This window comes from Clostridium yunnanense (assembly GCF_016595795.1).
GTDB classification, from domain to species: domain Bacteria; phylum Bacillota; class Clostridia; order Clostridiales; family Clostridiaceae; genus Clostridium_AR; species Clostridium_AR yunnanense.
This window is the reverse complement of record NZ_JAENHN010000039.1, coordinates 23,397-39,509: the sequence shown is the minus strand read 5'-3', so window position 1 is coordinate 39,509 and position 16,113 is coordinate 23,397. Positions and strand designations below refer to the sequence as shown.

Annotated in this window: 16 protein-coding genes, 1 pseudogene and 1 riboswitch; of the genes and pseudogenes, 11 read left to right on the top strand and 6 right to left on the bottom strand. The window is 31.0% G+C overall.

Annotated elements, in window-relative coordinates:
* Positions 1-2: 2 nt before the first annotated feature.
* The 5 genes from JHL18_RS13740 (at position 3) to JHL18_RS13720 (ending at position 4,304) form a co-directional block, all read left to right on the top strand.
* Entirely contained in the window at positions 3-1,337 is a 1,335-nt protein-coding gene (locus tag JHL18_RS13740) for a DUF7922 domain-containing protein (protein ID WP_200270105.1), read from the top strand.
* Positions 1,338-1,479: 142 nt separating this feature from the next.
* Complete coding sequence (locus JHL18_RS13735; protein ID WP_200270103.1) at positions 1,480-2,064, top strand: hypothetical protein; 585 nt, start codon at positions 1,480-1,482, stop codon at positions 2,062-2,064.
* Positions 2,065-2,224: 160 nt separating this feature from the next.
* Positions 2,225-3,058 carry a YhfM domain-containing protein gene (locus JHL18_RS13730; protein WP_338025469.1) on the top strand — a complete coding sequence of 278 codons (834 nt, stop codon included), beginning with the start codon at positions 2,225-2,227 and terminating at the stop codon, positions 3,056-3,058.
* A gap of 18 nt (positions 3,059-3,076) precedes the next feature.
* Entirely contained in the window at positions 3,077-3,919 is an 843-nt protein-coding gene (locus tag JHL18_RS13725) for an Mrp/NBP35 family ATP-binding protein (RefSeq protein ID WP_200270101.1), read from the top strand.
* A gap of 196 nt (positions 3,920-4,115) precedes the next feature.
* Positions 4,116-4,304 (top strand): ferredoxin, encoded by a 189-nt coding sequence (locus JHL18_RS13720; protein ID WP_200270098.1) that lies wholly within the window; start codon positions 4,116-4,118, stop codon positions 4,302-4,304.
* Between the two features lie 48 nt (positions 4,305-4,352).
* On the opposite strand, the gene JHL18_RS13715 is transcribed toward JHL18_RS13720, so the two are convergent.
* The 5 genes from JHL18_RS13715 to JHL18_RS13695 form a co-directional block, all read right to left on the bottom strand.
* Positions 4,353-4,643 (bottom strand): MTH1187 family thiamine-binding protein, encoded by a 291-nt coding sequence (locus JHL18_RS13715; RefSeq protein WP_200270097.1) that lies wholly within the window; start codon positions 4,641-4,643, stop codon positions 4,353-4,355.
* Positions 4,644-4,654: 11 nt separating this feature from the next.
* Entirely contained in the window at positions 4,655-5,359 is a 705-nt protein-coding gene (thiT, locus tag JHL18_RS13710; RefSeq protein ID WP_200270094.1) for an energy-coupled thiamine transporter ThiT, read from the bottom strand.
* 75 nt (positions 5,360-5,434) lie between these two features.
* Positions 5,435-5,536, bottom strand: a riboswitch (TPP riboswitch).
* 29 nt (positions 5,537-5,565) lie between these two features.
* On the bottom strand, positions 5,566-5,775 hold the full coding sequence (locus JHL18_RS13705) for a hypothetical protein (RefSeq protein ID WP_200270093.1): 210 nt from the start codon (positions 5,773-5,775) through the stop codon (positions 5,566-5,568).
* Between the two features lie 270 nt (positions 5,776-6,045).
* Positions 6,046-6,498, bottom strand: coding sequence for a helix-turn-helix transcriptional regulator (locus JHL18_RS13700; protein ID WP_200270091.1), 453 nt, complete (start codon positions 6,496-6,498; stop codon positions 6,046-6,048).
* A gap of 8 nt (positions 6,499-6,506) precedes the next feature.
* Positions 6,507-7,349, bottom strand: coding sequence for a DegV family protein (locus JHL18_RS13695; protein WP_200270089.1), 843 nt, complete (start codon positions 7,347-7,349; stop codon positions 6,507-6,509).
* A gap of 391 nt (positions 7,350-7,740) precedes the next feature.
* On the opposite strand from JHL18_RS13695, the gene JHL18_RS13690 reads away from it, so the two are divergent.
* Positions 7,741-8,721 (top strand): sensor domain-containing diguanylate cyclase, encoded by a 981-nt coding sequence (locus tag JHL18_RS13690; protein ID WP_207753025.1) that lies wholly within the window; start codon positions 7,741-7,743, stop codon positions 8,719-8,721.
* Positions 8,722-8,893: 172 nt separating this feature from the next.
* On the opposite strand, the gene JHL18_RS13685 is transcribed toward JHL18_RS13690, so the two are convergent.
* Positions 8,894-9,922 (bottom strand): DUF3048 domain-containing protein, encoded by a 1,029-nt coding sequence (locus JHL18_RS13685; RefSeq protein WP_200270085.1) that lies wholly within the window; start codon positions 9,920-9,922, stop codon positions 8,894-8,896.
* Between the two features lie 308 nt (positions 9,923-10,230).
* On the opposite strand from JHL18_RS13685, the gene JHL18_RS13680 reads away from it, so the two are divergent.
* From JHL18_RS13680 to JHL18_RS13660, 5 genes and pseudogenes are all read left to right on the top strand, one after another.
* Positions 10,231-12,351 (top strand): anaerobic ribonucleoside triphosphate reductase, encoded by a 2,121-nt coding sequence (locus JHL18_RS13680; protein WP_200270083.1) that lies wholly within the window; start codon positions 10,231-10,233, stop codon positions 12,349-12,351.
* Positions 12,352-12,624: 273 nt separating this feature from the next.
* Positions 12,625-13,365 carry an NADPH-dependent oxidoreductase gene (locus JHL18_RS13675; RefSeq protein ID WP_200270081.1) on the top strand — a complete coding sequence of 247 codons (741 nt, stop codon included), beginning with the start codon at positions 12,625-12,627 and terminating at the stop codon, positions 13,363-13,365.
* A 287-nt stretch (positions 13,366-13,652) separates the two neighbouring features.
* The gene (locus JHL18_RS13670) at positions 13,653-14,300 is read left to right on the top strand and encodes an HD domain-containing protein (RefSeq protein WP_200270079.1); all 648 of its coding nucleotides are present in this window, start codon (positions 13,653-13,655) and stop codon (positions 14,298-14,300) included.
* Positions 14,301-14,332: 32 nt separating this feature from the next.
* Positions 14,333-14,440 (top strand): annotated as a pseudogene (locus tag JHL18_RS13665) (4Fe-4S cluster-binding domain-containing protein); the annotation flags it as partial.
* Positions 14,441-14,736: 296 nt separating this feature from the next.
* A complete protein-coding gene (locus JHL18_RS13660; protein ID WP_200270078.1) occupies positions 14,737-16,110 on the top strand; it encodes a tyrosine-type recombinase/integrase in 1,374 nt (457 codons plus the stop codon).
* The last annotated feature ends 3 nt before the right edge of the window (positions 16,111-16,113 follow it).

The following is a 16,113-nucleotide window of genomic DNA, read 5'->3' as shown; positions in this document are numbered from 1 at the left end:
AGTTGTCACACGGAAAATTATATAGGAGTTTTATTATACTTCAAGAAGATGAAAGAGGTCATTCTGTATCATCTGATAAGCCTTTGTCAGGGTATGCAAAGATTGAGGCTAAAAATGATAAATGCAAGATAACCTTCTATGCACAAAACTTAAAAAAAGATAATGGCAAGTTGTGCATGATCCTTATCTGTTCAAAAAAAGATAATAAGCAATTAATAAACCTAGGTCCTGTGAACATATCTGAACAAGGTAAGGCTGAGACAAGTTGTGAGTATTTAGCAAATGATGTAGGCGGAGCTGGAATACTATTTGATAAAGTCTCAGGAGCAGCCCTTGCAAAAGAATTGGATGGAAAGTTCACCTTTGTACTTGGTGGATTCATGAATGGTGAATCGCCAAGTGATGATTGGAAAGCTTACAAACTAATCAATGCAAAGATTAAGACAGAAATGAAAGTAGAAGAAAAAGTAGAAGAAAAAGTAGAAGTGAAAGAAAGTAGCAAAGATGAGCATCATCATAAAGATGAACATAAAAAGTTTGAGTACGAACAAGATAAAAAAGTTAAAGTAGAAATCAAAGAAAAAGTAGAAAAAAAGAGAGAAGAAGAACTTCAGCAACCAATTGTAGAAGAAGTTAAAGACAATCCTAGAAAACTAGAAGAGGATCAACAAGAAGATAAGGTGATTGTTGAACAAGCTGATAAAAAGTTAGAGGTAGAAGAAGAAATTAAAGTAGATAGAGTTGAAGCTGAAACTCCTAATAGTGAAACGAAGGATGAGCCTGTAGAAAGTTACTTGGACAAAATAGATGATAGAGAAGAAGAGGAAGATCCTAAGGATCATAAATTTGATGAATACGAAAGATCGATTGTTGACGTAAAAGAAAGAGATGAAGACTTAGATTTAGAAAACAGCTTTGAGATAAGAGGTAGTATAGGAGAATTCTTCCAGGGTGTTGTTCAGGACTTTGAAGAGATTGGTGGATTCAGAGACATAAAGTACTGCAAGTGGTACAAGGTCCCAGTGAAGGATTTAGACGTTATGTGCAACATATCAAACTACAATAAATACACAGTAGTATATTATCCTATGATAAATTATTATCCATACATTAAAAAATATGGATACTTTATGGTTGGATTTAAATGTGATGATGAGGGTAGAGTTAAGTATTTGGTTTATGCAGTACCTGGAACTAAAGATAAGTTAGAACAACCATATGGAGGTAAGTCAGGATTTGTAACTTGGATGCCTTATTCTAAGAAGGGTAAGGATTATGGTTATTGGTTAATGTTCTATGATTTTAAAAATTCCATGATAGTTGTGCCAATGAAATAGAATCAAGGTGGTGTAGTTTGATAAACTGCTTATAACAAATAAGCGTAAATAGTTTATCTTTTCACCACCTTAATTTTTGTAATAAAAGGCTTGTACCTATAATATACTAAAGTATAAAATGCTATATTGCAGGGGGTAAAAAGTGAAAGCGTTTATGAACAAAAAGCAATTGGGAGTTATGCTGATTCTCATAAGTCTTATGGCAGTACTTTTTGTAGTCCAAGTAGGGTTTAATGATAGATTGAGGATAGTGTCTTTAATGAACAGTAATATAACTGATTTCAAGCAATACTCAATAAATGACGGAAGGTATCAGTATAAATTACCTAGCGAGTGGATTGCAGAACAGAAATCTTATCCAGGGAACTATATAATTTACTCCAATAACTTTAAAAATGATGAATTAGGGGTAGTGGGGTATGCTCAGCTGTTAAATTCAAAAGAAAACTTGGACAAGATATCTGGAGAAGACAAGACTAGATTAAATAATGAAAAGATATTAGATTATAAGATAGTAAGTACAAAGGTAAAAGATAAGGAATGCAGAAAGGTTAACTATAAGGAAAAACTAAATCAAGGAAAACTAGTATATCATAATACATACTACGTTAGTGAAGCAAACGGAATAGTTTTCAAGGTGGACTTTAGCATAGGACAAGATAAATATAAGGAAAGTTTGGATTCGGTATTTGATATTATTGTAGAGAGTTTTATTCAGAATAAATAATCTAACATATAAATTAATAGTTGAGTTAGGAACCCTATAGTATTATAATTTAAGTTAGAGTAAGGTAGGAGAAGTATAAAACTTCTCCTTTATGTATTGTTCTTTGTTTGAGAGTGAGTTTAGTTATAATTATTATATCTATAAGGGAGTTTGGTACAAAGTGAATAGTAGAAAAAGCATTATTTTATTGATGATATTTGTTTTAGTGTCAGCGTTATTTGTATCATGTGGTGTAACTGAAGCAATACAAAGTAAGCTTGGAAGTAAAAATAAAGATTTCGAATATATAAAACAAAATAAAGTTGATAAAATAGTTATTCAGAGCACTAGAGATACTGGATTTAGATTTGTTGTAACAGACAAGAGTACCATATCAGAGATATATGATTTATTATCCTCTGCAAAAGCAGTAAGTGAAAAGTCTACGCTTGAACCAGATTATGTATTTGAGCTACAAATGGGAAAAGAAGTAAAGAAGTTTAATTATGTAGTTGGTATATATGACAAGAAAACTGGCAACTTTTACGATGATAAATCCATATATGTAGTTCCAAAGCGATTAGATAATGATATAATACAAAACTTATCTTTTATTAGAAAACCTAGAGAATTTGAAAATGTTTATTATTCTTCTATATTAGAAGTTATAAAAAAGAACAAAGATGGGTTGACCAAGGATGATGGTAGCATAGGTATAGATATTTCGGATGATAGAGATTGTGCACAGTACATATTATCTACTGATTTAGAGCAGTTCAAAAGAGATATAAAATCAATAATTCCTAATGGACAGTTAGTAGATAAAAACTCGGATAAGTTTAATATAATCATCAGCGTTAAAAACCAAGGTTATAAGACTAAAACATTTAAAACTATAGTAACTATAACAAATAAAAAAGATAATTCTCAAACTAATTATTATGTGGATTGCAAGTATGATGATTTTAATGCATGGCAAATAAACGTATTAGATAAAAAACCAGATGCCTGGTAAAAATAGGAGGTACTACAATTGGGAGAATGTTCAACATGTTCAAGTAAAGATAAATGTTCAAGTGCTAAAAGCGGTACAAATGTATGTGTTAAGGTTATGCCTAAATACGGCAATATTAAAAATATAATTGGAGTTATAAGTGGAAAGGGTGGCGTAGGGAAATCTACTGTTACTGGCATAATGGCTACTCATTTGAGAAAGAAAGGCTATAAAGTTGGAGTGCTGGATGCTGATATAACAGGGCCTTCAATGCCAAGGTTCTTTGGGATTAATGAAAAGAGAGCACAAATGATACCAATAGACGATAATAACAACTTCAAGTTTATTCCTGTTGAAACAAAAATGGGAATCAAGGTAATATCAATGAATTTGCTTACTGCTGAAGAAGCTCAACCTGTCATATGGAGGGGGCCAGTAGTAACTGGAGTTTTAAATCAGATGTACACTGATACTGTATGGGATGATTTAGACTATTTACTGATAGATATGCCACCTGGAACTGGTGATATAGCTCTTACAGTAATGCAAAGTTTTCCTATATCAGAAATTGTGGTGGTATCAACTCCTCAAGATATGGTTTCAATGATTGTTAAGAAAGTTGTTATCATGGCTGAAAAGGTTGGGGTACCAATAAAGGGTGTTGTAGAAAACATGTCTTATATAGAGTGTGATGGATGCGGTACAAAGATGAGAGTATTTTCTAAAAAGTCTGCAGAAGAGCATGCAGAGTATTTAGGTCTGCCACTTATATGTGAGCTGCCAATAAATGTTGAATTAACTGAAGCTTTAGAAGAAGGAAAAGCAGAAGGTTATGTAGCGGATAATGCTTTATATGAAATGTTGTTTTCAGCATTATACTAAAAGATTTTTATACTAAGAATTGAACTTAAATTAAGAGCTACCATAATTAAGTTTTACCTGTAATTATGGTAATGCTGTATATATAAGTTTATTATTTGAAGCTTCAAGTTTCATTGTTAAATTATCATTTAATAGACATAAAATGAAACCTTTAGGAGATAATAAAGATGTTAATTATTTTTGAGGAGGAAATTTTATGAGAGCTGAAGTAGATAAGGATACTTGCATTGGATGTGGACTTTGCCCATCTATTTGTCCAGAGGTGTTTGATATGGAGGACGATGGAAAAGCTGCTGCAGTAAATCCTGATGTTCCTGAAGGAGTAGAGGACTCAGCTAAGGAAGCTGAAGAAGGTTGTCCTGTAAATGCAATATCAGTAGAATAGCTACTATATTGAAAAAGCAGTGCTTTTTAGCACTGCTTTTTTACTATTTTACCTATGATTTTTCAACTTTTCGTCAATGGAAATACCGCCGGATTTTTCATCAAATCTAACTACAGTTACAACTCTTTCTATTCCTAAGTCAAATGGTATCTTGTGAGCCTTTTTTACTACTTCAAACACTTTGTCAAACTCGCCTTCAATAGTTGTACTCATGGCCCCTACTTCATATCTTAAGCCAGATTGTTCTATATACTCAATGACCTTATCTACTACTTTATACATTTCATCTTCACTTACACATGGAATTAATGGCATTACTGCTATATCTGCTATAACCATATTAATACCCCCTAATATGAACTTAGAGACGCTTGCTTAACGAGTCTTTCAACCGGTAGGAAGTAAAGTATTATAACACATATGATAGCCTCTGCACCCATTATCAATCCATTTACAGTTAAAGAATATATCCATACAGATGTACCAGCGGGTGCATATTCACCAAAGAATACAACTCCGGATATAAAGTGGCATATGAACCTTCCGAAAATTGCAATAATGCATGCTAACAATTTTGTGTTTGAACCTAGCAATTTACTATTTTTAAAGAAACCGGACAAACCAAGAGCAGTAAATGCTAAAGGATAATCAAACAATAATTGTACTGGATGAACAATATAAGGATCAGTAAGAAGATTTATTAAACCATATAAAAACCCAGTTAGGAGTCCAACAGATGGACCATATATTAGACCAATAAGTACTATAGGAATCATACTTCCAGGAGTAACACTTCCGCCTTGAGGAAAGTGATATAATTTAAGTGCTTGTAGAATAGTAGCTAGAGCAAGTGCTAAAGCAATTCTTGCTATAAGTTTTGCGTCAAATTTAATTTTTCTTGATGCTGCAAAAACTCCTATTAATACTGCACAACCTAATAATGCTATGACGTTCATAGGATTTGTAAAGATATCTACTACATTTTTTGGTAGACTACCGAATTTAGCTAGTCCTTCAAAAAAATCTTTAATAATTTGATTAAAGTAATTAATCATAAGATCCCCCTTTTAGTGATTAAGGAGCGAAAAGAGAGCAAAAAAACCGCATTCCAGAACTGGAATACGGTTGATATACTATCAATAACGCTTTCCTACGCTGGTATTATCCAGATCAGGTATGAGGGTTAATGAATGATATCATCTCTCAGCCTTAAGGCACCCCTAGCACACTGTTTTAATTTAGCATTATTATACTCCAAATTTTAGAAAAAATCAATTTGTTTATTGCTGTTAGCTTTATCATGAGAGAAGGAATTTGTATCAACAGAATTTCTCATAGTTATAGGTATATCAACTGTATCGCCAACTTTAACATTTTGAGAGAGTCTGGATACATCTAAATCTATAGTACTGCCATCTTCTAAAGATATGAAAGCATCGGTTTTGTTCATGTCTAAAACTTTTCCTTTCAAAATATCACCTCTTTACTAAATTTATATACAATCAAAAACTACTTTTTATAAACATTAGTCTTTGCTTTTAATAAATATTTATACTGAAAAAAAGTAAGACTTATCTAAGCCTTACTTTGATATTTTGACGAAAATCAGTACATAAAGGTGATATTCTAATTATATAGAGTTCCTAGCTCAACTATTGATTTATACACGCTAAAATTCATAGGTACGTGATTTTACAACAAGTATAAATTAAGTTTCGATACAGGAATCCTTTAAATACTCCTAGTACAAATCAGAATAAATTATCTTAAAGACATCTAATGCCTCTTCTATTTTAATTTTTAGGAGAGATTTTCTATTGTTAAACTCTTTGAAACCTTTATCTGTAAGAGTGTAAACTTTCATGAATTTTTTCTTGGGATCATCCCATTGGCCTAATACAAGATCTTCTTTTTCAAACTTTTTTAGTAAAGGATATATTCCGCCGGTGCTAGGAACCCATAAACCATTAGTTCTTTCGCCTATTTTATGAGAGATATCATTTCCATTTGTAGGACCTAAACTTAATATATAAAGAACATAAATTGGAAGAAGGCCTTTAGTAAGTACTTGTCCTACGGCCTCTTTTTCTTTTTGAACTTTTTTTAGTTCATTAAGCTTTTGCTTATATTCCTCATACAGACGTTTTTCTTCAGCTTTTATATCTTCTATGTTACTAAATTTAAATTCGTCCACTATAATAACTATTCCCTTTGTATAGCAAGGCCGAGGAGTCCAGGTCCGGTGTGTACCCCTAATGCTGGCCCGATACTTGATATACTTATATGAGTTATATTTGGTAAATCCTTTACAACTTCAAAGAAAGCTTTTGCTTCATCCAATGCGCCACCTTGTAGTACCCAAACCTTACATTTAGAGATACTTAGATTTTCATCTAATATTTCCCTTAGTTTGCCGATAGCTTGTTTTCTACCTCTTGCCTTAGCGTGAGTGACATAAACACCATCATCATTTATATAGATTACTGGCTTTATGTTTAACATCTCTCCTATGGTTCCAGAAACCTTTCCGATTCTTCCACCTTTTTTCAAATAATCTAAGGTGTTAAGTGTAAAGTAGCCATCAGTTTTTTCTCTAAGCTTTGGTAAAAATTCAATTATCTCTTCAAAACTTCTACCTGATGCTATCATCTCAGCAGCGACTAAAGCTATGGAGCCTTGAGGCATGCTTAATGTTTTAGAATCAAATATATAGGTTTTTAGATTTGGATGGTTTTCAGCTATTATTCTTAAACTATTCGCAGTGCCAGAAAGTCCTGATGATATGCTTATAGATATAGCATGTGTATATCCTTGAGCTTCGATTTGATTCAAAACGTTTTCTATAAATTGTCCATCAGGAAGTGATGTTTTTGGCACTTCTTTTTCAAGAGATAGATATACATCTTCTGGACTTATCTCTAGCCTGTCTAGATAATCATGGTCTTTATATATAACTCTTAAAGGTAAGAAAAAAATGTTATATTTATTTAAAATCTCAGTATCTAAATCACAACCGCTATCAGTAATTAAAGCTATTTTTTGCAAGGTATATTCCTCCTCAAATCTATTATGATTAAATTATATCACAAGTGATAACTATATCAATACTGATATAGTTGAAGAAAAAAATTTGCTTGTTTGAATCTTATATATATATTATTTTGAATAAGTATTAAATTATTCAATCAGATGTTTAAAAAAATTAAAAAGTTAATTATAATTATAGGAGCAGGTTGTACGTAGAACTAATTATAGTTTTAAGAACTTAACATTGAGTCTATTTTTTATTTTTGGGGTGAAGATTTTGAAAAAAGATTTTCTGATATATATAGTATTATCTTTTCAACTATTTTTTATAATATTTCTTATAATAAGAAATATTAAGCTGAAAAATAATATAATGCAGGTAGAGACAATAAAAAAAGAAATATATAGCATGGGTAAAAAGATAAGTACTACTGATAGTAGAAGTTTAGTGTATGAAATTATGTTAGATTCAGCAATGTCTATAATTGATAAAGCTAATAGAGGTAGTGTATTAGTGTTAGAGGAAGATGATTATTTTCACTATAGAGCTATTAAAGGGTATCCGAAAGATCTACTGAACATGAGAATAAAAAGAGAAGATGTGTATCTTTATAAGTATAATAAACTAGAAGATATTTGTATTCTTAAAATGCCATTTAATGACGAGGCTGATCTATTTAATGACAGCATTTCAAGTGAGATTCGATTATTAGAGAAGGGGACTAGTATCAAAAGTGTTTTATTTTCACCTATTTATATAGATAACAAAGTTGTGGCTGTAGTAAATTTGGATAGTACTTCACCTGATGCATTGTTTAATAAAGCTGATATCAGCAAAATGAAGTACATGAACCATGAGCTAGAGCTTGCACTTAAAAACTTCCTCTCGCAAGAACAACTCAGGTATATAGCAACTCATGATGAATTAACAAATCTTTATAATAGAAGGAGCTTCAAGGATTATTTCAGTAAAGAAATTCTTGAGATGCAAAGAAAAAGACATATATCACAGGTGGCACTTATAGACTTAGATGACTTTAAGTTTATAAACGATACTTATGGACATAGTGAGGGGGATAAGGCACTTATTATAATGTCAGAGGCTTTGCGAACTAATTTGAATCACAATGACCTATATGCCAGAATGTCAGGAGATGAATTTGTAATACTTTTTAGAAATAGTACACAGAAGCAAGCTATAGAGAAAATCATGAGAGTAAAAGAGTATTTACTAACAAACTGTACTGAGAAAAATCATATAGATTTTAGTTATGGATTAGCTCAGATAGATGGTATAAATAATTTAAGTATAGATGCAATTTTGTCCATAGCAGACAGAAATATGTATGAAGACAAAAGAGAGAAGAAATGCAAGAGGGAGTGTACATAATAGCTTTTATAGATTTAGCTATGTTTTAAATAATAGGAAGTAGTGTCTATGTTTATAATAAAAAAGTTGACGAATTAAATATTCGTCAACTTTTTTACGGTAAAGGAAAGTGTCAAGCTTTTTTGATACATACTAAAAAATTAGATATTAAAAGAGCTGTCTCTGTGTTTTTTTAATTATATTTTGGGGTGACAGAGTTGTCAATTATATGCCATATTGTGTTACCTTTTGCTAGATAAACTTTATTACCATCTTCAGTGGTCAGTTCAGTTTGGGCATCAGAAGTATTTCTTGACCAGTGGATTTTTTCAACTTTACCATTAGAAAATAAGTATCCAGTACCTTTCCCTGTCATAGCGATATCTAAATGTGTATTATCAGATTGAATTTTTATAGAGGTTTGTTGTACAACTATATTAGTGAAAGAAAGAGGTAAATTATTATTTTTATCTATAGATTTTACTCCGTCCATGTACTTTTCATATTTACCATTAACAAACTTGTAATTAGTTACATAGAAATTATTTAGTTTTAGGTTTACTGCAGTTGCATTAGTTAAGTCTTTATTTTTCCAAAATGAATTATCAAAAGAAAGATTAGACATTATATCCGCTTTTATATCCTTAGAAGTTATATACTTACGTATATTATCAGCAGAAGTATATAGGTTATGAGGAGCTTTTTTAGAAGTATCTCTATAAAAATAGGAACCATTTGCTATTTCATTTATGCTTTTTATAGAAGAGTCAGTTTTTATAGTTGATAAAGCTTCATCGCTTCCGCCACAATGAGCAAAAGGTAGTTTATATTCTTTAGCAATAGATAAAAAGTAAGGACGAGCACTTCTTATAGGGCCAATCTCTTTAGGTGTTTTCTTGTGAAACAATGCTATAAATCTCGGAATTCCACCTTCAGCCATAGTCTCAAATACGATATCAGCTTCGCTCAGGCCGCTCTGAGGTCTTGCATCTTTTGAATTCTCTATTATGGCCATAAAAGGAATATTAGATTTCTCTGTTTCGGTCAATTCTTCACCGGTGTAACAGCAATTATTTGTAACAGTATCATTGCTTGAAATGTCAATTACAGGTGGAGATTCCCTTTTAAAAGGTTTAGTAGAGCTAGATTTCGTGTCGGTGTAACTGCAACCAGTAATAGAAATACATAATAATAAAGGTATAATAAAAGTGATTTTTTTCATGAACTCACCTCCTCAAGTTAATGTGTTCAGCATATAAGCTTGTACACTATATTTAAATATATATGCGGCAACCTATTAATATTATTAAAACTTAGACGAAAATCAAAAATAGTAATATTAATTTGCCAGTATTTTCTTAAATATTCCTAATGTCAACATTTGAAATACTGTAAAAAAGTTTAAAAATAGAAGATATAATGACGTATACTTTGCTATTATTAAGATAAAGTTTAATTTAGAATTGCCTTTAAATTTTTAGTGAAGTATAATAAGTCAGTACAAGATATAGTGTAATGGGGGTCGTCGATGTGCTAGATGTTGTGAAGCGCGATGGAAGAAGGGTTAGCTTCAATGCTCAAAAGATAGGAAAAGCTATTAAGGGAGCAGCAGAAGAAATTGGTCAGAGTTTAAAAGAAAGCCAAGTAATTGATACAATTCAAAAGGTAATCAATTATATCGAAATGTCTGGAAAATCAAATGTTACTGTAGAAGAAATTCAAAACTTAGTTGAAAAGGCTTTAAGTGATAATGGGTTTAAGAATATAGCGCAAGCATATTCAACTTATAGAAATGAGAGAACTAAAGTCAGAGAAATAAAATCAGACTTAATGAGAGCAATTGGAAAAATTGGAGTTGAAACAGATAGAGATAATGCAAATGTAGGAAATAATTTCTCATCAAAGCTACTTAGAATAGCGTCGGAATCTAATAAGTGGCATAACCTTGCTTCAATGCCGAAGCATTTGGCAAAAGCTCATGAAAATGGTGATGTTTATTATCATGATTTAGATAGCTATAATTTGACTACAAACTGTTTACATATACCAACTAAAGAAATATTAGAAAATGGTTTTAACACTGGGTATGGAACAATAAATAACCCAAGAAGAATAGAGACAGCAGCAGAGCTTTCTTGCATATTACTTCAGTCAACTCAAAATGATATGTTTGGAGGACAATCGCATCCTGATTTTGATAATGACATGTCAATATTTGTTGAGCCAACTAGGCAAGAAATAAAAGAAGAGCTTATGGAATATGGAGTAGAGGGAGAGAAGCTTGAAAGGCTTGTAGACTCTAAGCTTAGAGAAAGAGTTCATCAAGCTATGCAAGGTGTTGTATATAACTTAAATACAATGCATTCTCGTGCAGGTTCTCAGGTGCCATTCTCATCTATAAACCTAGGTATTCCTTATAATCAAGATGCTGCACTTGTTTGTGAGATATTCTTACTTGAATATGAAAAGGGGTTAGGAAAAGGAGAGCAGCCTATATTCCCTAACATAATTTTTAGAGTTAAAGAAGGAGTGAATAGGGAGAAAGAAGATCCTTATTTCTATCTTTTTGAATTAGCATGTAGAGTAGCTGCTAAAAGAATGAATCCTACATTTATGAATATAGATGCAGATTTTAATAAAGAGTATTATGATAAGGGATATATGCCTGCAACAATGGGATGTAGAACATATCTTATGAATAATATAAATGGTGATCATGGTTGTAAGGGAAGAGGTAATATTGCACCTACAACAATAAATCTACCAAGAATAGGACTACAAGCAAAAGGAAATGTTGATAAGTTCTTCGAAATACTACAAAGTAAAATGGAACTTGCTAAGGAATCCCTAATGCATAGATATTCAGTTCTTAAGAACTTAAGAGTTAAAGATCTTCCATTTGTAGCAGGTCAAGGACTTATGAAAGGATCAGAAGGATTAAGTCCAGATGATAATATTGAACCTATTTTAAAACAAGGAACTTGGGTTTTAGGGTTCATAGGGCTTGCTGAAACTTTAATTGCCTTAGTTGGAAAGCATCATGGCGAAGATGAAGCTACAAGAGAACTAGGTATTAAGATAGTATCATATATCAGAGAATATACTGATAGGCTAAAAGAAGAGACTCATCTTAATTGGAGTTGTTATGCTACTCCAGCAGAAGGATTAAGTGGAAAGTTCATAAAGCAAGACCAAAAGATATTTGGAATAGTTAAAGGGGTTACTGATAAGGATTATTATACTAACAGTTATCATGTGCCGGTGGGATATCCAATATCAATAATAGATAAGATAAAGATAGAAGCGCCATATCATAAGATTTGTAATGGTGGACATATATCATATCTTGAAGTTGACGGAACTCCTGATGGAGAAGCTATAATGAATATACTTAACTATGCATACAAGAATACTAATATCAGCTATTTAGGTATAAATTTCCACATAAGATATTGTAAGAACTGTGGAACTTATTTAAATAACGGTGAATCAAAATGCACACGTTGTGGAAGTCATGATATACAAGGTGTTTCAAGAGTTACAGGATATTTAAGTCTTGATGAAAGATTTGGTCCAGGAAAGTATGAAGAGAGAGAAGACAGAGTTACTCATACTGAAAATCATAAGCATAGTTATTTCATAGAAAAATAGTCGTTTAGCTGTAAAGACCATAAAAAACGAATACTTGTAAGTTTTAATTAATAAAGAAATCATGCATATAAGGATATCTACTCCATATATATGCATGATTTCTATTTTGGTAAGAAAATTTGGAACAAAAATAGTATCGGAAATATAACACCTAGGTGATTAGCTTATAAACATTTTGATTTGACAAAATATAATAATGCAATAGATTGTTTACAATTTAATTTTATTGATATATAATATCAATAAAGAATAATTATCTGTAGAGGTGTAAATATGAACGAAACTATAAATATAATAAAACAACATAGATCAATAAGACAGTACTTGGATAAGGATATATCAGAAGAATTAGTTGATGAAGTACTTAAAGCTGCTCAGGCTATGCCAAATTCTATTAATGGGCAACAGACATCAATTATAGTGGTTAGGGATAAGAAAAAGAAAAAGAAGCTTTCTGAAATAACTGGTGATCAAGTGTATGTAGATAAAGCGCCAGTATTTTTAGTATTTGTAATGGACTTTTATAAAACTAATTTAGGTGCTGAAAAGCATGGAAGAAAGCAAGTTATTCACGAAAGTGTTGAAGGTACTGCAGCTGGAGTGTTTGATGCAGGCATAGCTATGGGAGCAGCTATAATAGCTGCTGAATCATTAGGACTATCAGTAGTTCCTATTGGTGGGATAAGAAGAAATCCGGAAGAGGTTATAGAGCTTTTGGAACTACCTGAGTTTACTTATCCAGTATGTGGATTGGTCCTAGGTTATGCAGAAAATCAATCTAAGCAAAAGCCTAGATTATCATTTGAGACATTTAAGCATGTAGATAGATACCATAAAGAAGTACTAAAAGCTAAGATAGATGAGTATGATGAATATATGGAAAAATATCTTAAGGAGATAGGAAGAGAGCAGGAAGGTAATTGGAGTAACTTAACGTCTTCTTTATATCAAACTGTCTATTATCCTAAGGTTAAGGACACTATGGTTAAGCAAGGATTTAAGAATGATAAATAATATTAGATAAGTAATTAAATACAAAAAGATATAGGAAAAGCCTATATCTTTTTGTATTTATAAATTATTTATATGTTGATATATGATTTAATTAACAATGTATATTATAATTTAGTATGAAAGAATGCTACATGATTGTAATCTTAATATTATTAAAATTATAATCAATAACAAAGGCTCTTACAGAATACTATAGATAAACTACTTCATAGTAAAGCTTATCCAAATATCATTCTGTTTGGAACTGTTTTATCTATGAATTGCTTAATCAATATGGAGGTAAGGTTATGATTGATACAATACAAAAAACTGCAGAAATGCTAGAAAAAAAATTCAGTGGTGAAGGAAGTGGCCATGATTGGTGGCATATATATAGAGTTTGGCAGAATGCTAAAAATATAGCTGCGGTTGAGGAATGCGATAAAGACATTGTTGAATTAGCTGCATTGTTACACGATATTGCTGATTGGAAGTTTAATGATGGAGATGAAAAAGCAGGGAGTAGGGCTGCCAAGCAATGGCTTGAAGGATTGAATGTAGATGCAGATACTATAGCTAAGGTTTGTTACATTATAGATAATGTGACCTTCAAAGGAGCAAAAGTTGCTACACAGATGGATTCTATCGAAGGTATGATAGTTCAAGATGCAGATAGATTGGATGCTATAGGGGCTATTGGAATAGGTAGAGCTTTTGCTTATGGTGGGTTTAAAGGTAGAGAGATGTACAATCCGAGTGTAGCTTATGAAATGCACCATAGTTTTGAAGCTTATAAGAAAAGTGGAAGTAATACGATAAACCACTTTTACGAAAAACTTCTTCTGTTAAAGGATATGATGAATACAGAGAGGGGAAAAGTGTTAGCAGAGGAAAGACATAAGTTTATGCAACTGTTTTTAGATCAATTTTACAAAGAGTGGAATGGAGAGCTATAGGGCTCAGAAAAAGTTGAGGTGTTGATTTAGTAATGGAAGACAAAATGATAAGACTTTCAGGCATATTACATGAAAGTTTAGTAAATGGTCCTGGAATAAGAAGAGTTTTCTTTTCTCAGGGATGTAAACATAATTGTAAGGAAGTATCTATAATTTAATTGATAAATAGATGCTAATCGGTATTAACCTAGTAATATGAAGGGGTGCAATAAATAAATTGTGTGATATAGATTTATAATCATAAATAAAGAGTTAGGTGAGCAAAAAATAAGATAATTGCTTGCTTAACTCTTTATTTAATTAGTATCTAATAAATTGATTATCATAAATAAGAAAAGTAGAGTATAGTGAATTAGAAAGCTATATATCAATATATTGAATAATATGGTAAAATTTATATATGATAATATGAATCATACATAGAAGAGGAGAAATTATGAACATAGATTATAAAAACATTGAAATAAGTGGACTTAATTATGTTAGAGAACTTAAAGATGTGAACGGAGAAACATGTTTTTATATTCTTATTGATAATTTCAATAAGCCAGTAAGTGATGTGTATCATTTCTTAAAAGAACGGAAAAAGAGGTATGGAGACACCTTAAATTCTGTAAAGAGGAAAGTATATGATTTATGCATTTTATACGACTTTATGAGTACGATTAATATTACACCGGAACTTTTGACATATAATGAGTTAAATGAATTTTGTGGCGGATATATGAAAATAATTGATCCAAACTTTAGAGTTAATGATACGATAGAAAGAAGCATGGTAAATAGGTTACCTATTCTAGAAGAATATAAAAGAGATAATGTTTCAATATTAGATAATAGCAAAACTATCGGGTATGATGAAGGATCTATTATTAGAATTTCAAATAATGTAAAGCTCTATTTAATGTATTTATATGAAGTTAAAAATAGAGATATAGATTTGAATAAAATATTTACTATTAAAGAGATATTAGTGAATGCTGATAGTAAGTTACTTGGTCATAGGTATAATAATAAAAAATTTGTTTATTCGGTAAATGGAGTTTTGAAGTCAGTAGGAATCTACAATATTAATAGTAAAGTATGTTCCCCTATCGAAGTAAATTGTATATTTGAAAAAGAAGAAGAAAAGAGTTTTTTTTATGTTCTAAGTCAAAATAAAAATCCACTAATTAAGCTTTTATTCTATCTAATTAGAAAAACTGGTTTGAGAATAAGTGAAGCATTAGCGATTCAGATAGAAAAGTACAACATAAATGATGGAGATAAATTTTTAACTACTAAAGAATCAGATATAAGATGTAAGAGCAAGGAAGAAAATATATGGGAAGTATCTATAGTATGTAGACCGGAAAATCCTCCAGATTTGAAGATAAAGAATAATAAAAGTAGAGTAGTTCAATTTATAGATACAGATCAAACATTTTTTAGTTTGTATAGACAGTGTGTATTTTATAGAAATATAACAATGAAAGCAAAGAAAAAGAAACATAAATTTATGTTTATTAATAGGAGTGGAGGTAGATTAAAATACCAAAGAACTTATCAGATCTTTAATGAAGTGCTACAAAATTCAGGGCTTCATCACAGGAAGGGAGAGTTAACTATACATTCGTTTAGGCATACGTACGCAAGTGTATGGGTTAGTAAGATGAAAAAAATAGATGCAGATGTGGAATTAGATCAACTAGCGAGAATATTAGGACATGAAAACTCTAAGACCACAAGAGAAACATATATTCATTTTTTCAGAGAAGATAATATTAAGTTGTTGAAAAAGATGGAAGATACTAAATTTCAAGAAAGGTAATTA

Excerpts from the sequence above, each read along its gene's own strand:
- JHL18_RS13720 (WP_200270098.1), top strand. The coding sequence starts at position 4,116 with ATGAGAGCTGAAGTAGATAAGGATACTTGCATTGGATGTGGACTTTGC.
- JHL18_RS13715 (WP_200270097.1), bottom strand. The coding sequence starts at position 4,643 with ATGGTTATAGCAGATATAGCAGTAATGCCATTAATTCCATGTGTAAGT.
- thiT (WP_200270094.1), bottom strand. The coding sequence starts at position 5,359 with ATGATTAATTACTTTAATCAAATTATTAAAGATTTTTTTGAAGGACTA.
- JHL18_RS13690 (WP_207753025.1), top strand. The coding sequence starts at position 7,741 with ATGGGTAAAAAGATAAGTACTACTGATAGTAGAAGTTTAGTGTATGAA.
- JHL18_RS13685 (WP_200270085.1), bottom strand. The coding sequence starts at position 9,922 with ATGAAAAAAATCACTTTTATTATACCTTTATTATTATGTATTTCTATT.
- JHL18_RS13675 (WP_200270081.1), top strand. The coding sequence starts at position 12,625 with ATGAACGAAACTATAAATATAATAAAACAACATAGATCAATAAGACAG.
- JHL18_RS13670 (WP_200270079.1), top strand. The coding sequence starts at position 13,653 with ATGATTGATACAATACAAAAAACTGCAGAAATGCTAGAAAAAAAATTC.
- JHL18_RS13660 (WP_200270078.1), top strand. The coding sequence starts at position 14,737 with ATGAACATAGATTATAAAAACATTGAAATAAGTGGACTTAATTATGTT.